The following is a 2,500-nucleotide window of genomic DNA, read 5'->3' as shown; positions in this document are numbered from 1 at the left end:
AATCAAACTCGGAGATAGCTGGTTCTCTGCGAAATCTATTTAGGTAGAGCGTCATCCGAATACCCCGGGGGGTAGAGCACTGGATGGGTAATGGGGCCCCACAGGCTTACTGATCCTAACCAAACTCCGAATACCCGGGAGTACTAGATGGCAGACACACAGCGGATGCTAACGTCCGTTGTGGAGAGGGAAACAACCCTAACCTACAGCTAAGGCCCCCAATTCATGGCTAAGTGGGAAAGCAGGTGGGACGACCAAAACAACCAGGAGGTTGGCTTAGAAGCAGCCATCCTTTAAAGATAGCGTAACAGCTCACTGGTCTAAATAAGTTGTCCTGCGGCGAAGATGTAACGGGGCTCAAGCCATGAGCCGAAGCTTAGGATGCACATAGTGCATGGTAGCAGAGCGTAGTGTGACATAGTTCCATGTCTCCTTAGCGGGTTCGCCCGCATTGGAGACGCGGAGCTTTCTGTGAAGCCGGGGCGCGAGCCATCCGGTGGAGAGATCACTAGTGAGAATGATGACATGAGTAGCGACAAAGAGTGTGAGAGACACTCTCGCCGAAAGTCCAAGGGTTCCTGCTTAAAGCTAATCTGAGCAGGGTAAGCCGACCCCTAAGGCGAGGCCGAAAGGCGTAGTCGATGGGAACCAGGTTAATATTCCTGGGCCAGATGGAAGTGACGGATCTCGAAGATTGTTCCTCCTTATCGGATTGGAGGGGCCGTTGAGAGGTCCCAGGAAATAGCTCCATCGCTAGATCGTACCCTAAACCGACACAGGTGGACTGGTAGAGAATACCAAGGCGCTTGAGAGAACTATGTTGAAGGAACTCGGCAAAATACCTCCGTAAGTTCGCGAGAAGGAGGCCCGGTTCCTAGGCAACTAGGGGCTGGGGGCACAAACCAGGGGGTGGCGACTGTTTACTAAAAACACAGGGCTCTGCGAAGTCGCAAGACGACGTATAGGGTCTGACGCCTGCCCGGTGCCTGAAGGTTAAAAGGAGATGTGAGAGCGTTGAATTGAAGCCCAGGTAAACGGCGGCCGTAACTATAACGGTCCTAAGGTAGCGAAATTCCTTGTCGGGTAAGTTCCGACCTGCACGAATGGCGTAACGACTTCCCCGCTGTCTCCAACATAGACTCAGCGAAATTGAATTGCCTGTCAAGATGCAGGCTTCCCGCGGTTAGACGGAAAGACCCCGTGCACCTTTACTACAGCTTCACACTGGCATTAGGCCGAACATGTGCAGAATAGGTGGTAGACTTTGAAGCAGGAACGCCAGTTTCTGTGGAGTCACCTTTGAGATACCACCCTTGTTCTGCTTGATGTCTAACCGCGGTCCGTTATCCGGATCCGGGACCCTGTGTGGCGGGTAGTTTGACTGGGGCGGTCGCCTCCTAAAGAGTAACGGAGGCGCGCGAAGGTTGGCTCAGAGCGGTCGGAAATCGCTCGTTGAGTGCAATGGCAGAAGCCAGCCTGACTGCGAGACTGACAAGTCGAGCAGAGTCGAAAGACGGCCATAGTGATCCGGTGGTCCCAAGTGGGAGGGCCATCGCTCAACGGATAAAAGGTACGCCGGGGATAACAGGCTGATACTGCCCAAGAGTCCATATCGACGGCAGTGTTTGGCACCTCGATGTCGGCTCATCTCATCCTGGGGCTGGAGCAGGTCCCAAGGGTACGGCTGTTCGCCGTTTAAAGAGGTACGTGAGCTGGGTTTAGAACGTCGTGAGACAGTTCGGTCCCTATCTGCCGTGGGTGTAGGATACTTGAGAGGAGTTGCCCCTAGTACGAGAGGACCGGGGTGAACGATCCACTGGTGTACCAGTTGTTCCGCCAGGAGCAGTGCTGGGTAGCTATGATCGGAAAGGATAACCGCTGAAGGCATCTAAGCGGGAAGCCCCCCTCAAAACAAGGTATCCCTGAGGGCCGAGGTAGACCACCTCGTCGATAGGCCGGAGATGTAAGCGCAGCAATGCGTTCAGTTGACCGGTACTAATTGCCCGATAGGCTTGATTTGATCCAGTAGAAGCCAGGCAAAACCAGCTTCAACGGATCGAAAGCATACACATCAAACGTGTACAGAACTTGGACAATGTTGATTTGATTCCGCCCGAATGGATGGGTGTGGGGACGCGTTATCGCTTTGCAAAACGCTGCCACCCACCGACATTCCTGCGGAACGTTCTGGTTCTTTCTCGGTTTGGTGGCCATAGCACGAGCAAAACACCCGGCTCCATTCCGAACCCGGCCGTTAAGTGCCGTCGCGCCAATGGTACTGCGTCTCAAGACGTGGGAGAGTAGGTCGCCGCCAAACCTAGAAAGAACCAGGCAAACAACATATCTCTCAATACGATCGCGTGTCAGAACAAACAACTGACCGCAACAGATTGGCGCGGGATGGAGCAGCCCGGTAGCTCGTCAGGCTCATAACCTGAAGGTCGTAGGTTCAAATCCTACTCCCGCAACCATAAATTACAATATCAAATGCTTAAAGCCC

The 2,500-nt window shown here is 53.7% G+C and carries 1 tRNA gene and 2 rRNA genes (1 of these 3 cut by a window edge); all 3 read left to right on the top strand.

The annotated features are described in order from the left end of the window. Nucleotides 1–2,020: ribosomal RNA gene (locus tag DMZ65_RS17720) — 23S ribosomal RNA — on the top strand; it begins 812 nt to the left of the window's first position. Nucleotides 2,021–2,202: 182 nt separating this feature from the next. Beyond that, nucleotides 2,203–2,317, top strand: a 5S ribosomal RNA gene (rrf, locus tag DMZ65_RS17715). Nucleotides 2,318–2,394: 77 nt separating this feature from the next. Then, nucleotides 2,395–2,471: transfer RNA gene (locus DMZ65_RS17710), tRNA-Met, on the top strand. The last annotated feature ends 29 nt before the right edge of the window (nucleotides 2,472–2,500 follow it).

The sequence above is a fragment of the Primorskyibacter marinus genome, assembly GCF_003313245.1.
In the GTDB taxonomy this organism is placed as follows: Bacteria; Pseudomonadota; Alphaproteobacteria; order Rhodobacterales; family Rhodobacteraceae; genus Primorskyibacter; species Primorskyibacter marinus.
Note: the sequence above shows the minus strand (reverse complement) of the source record. Positions and strands in the feature narration are given on the sequence as shown.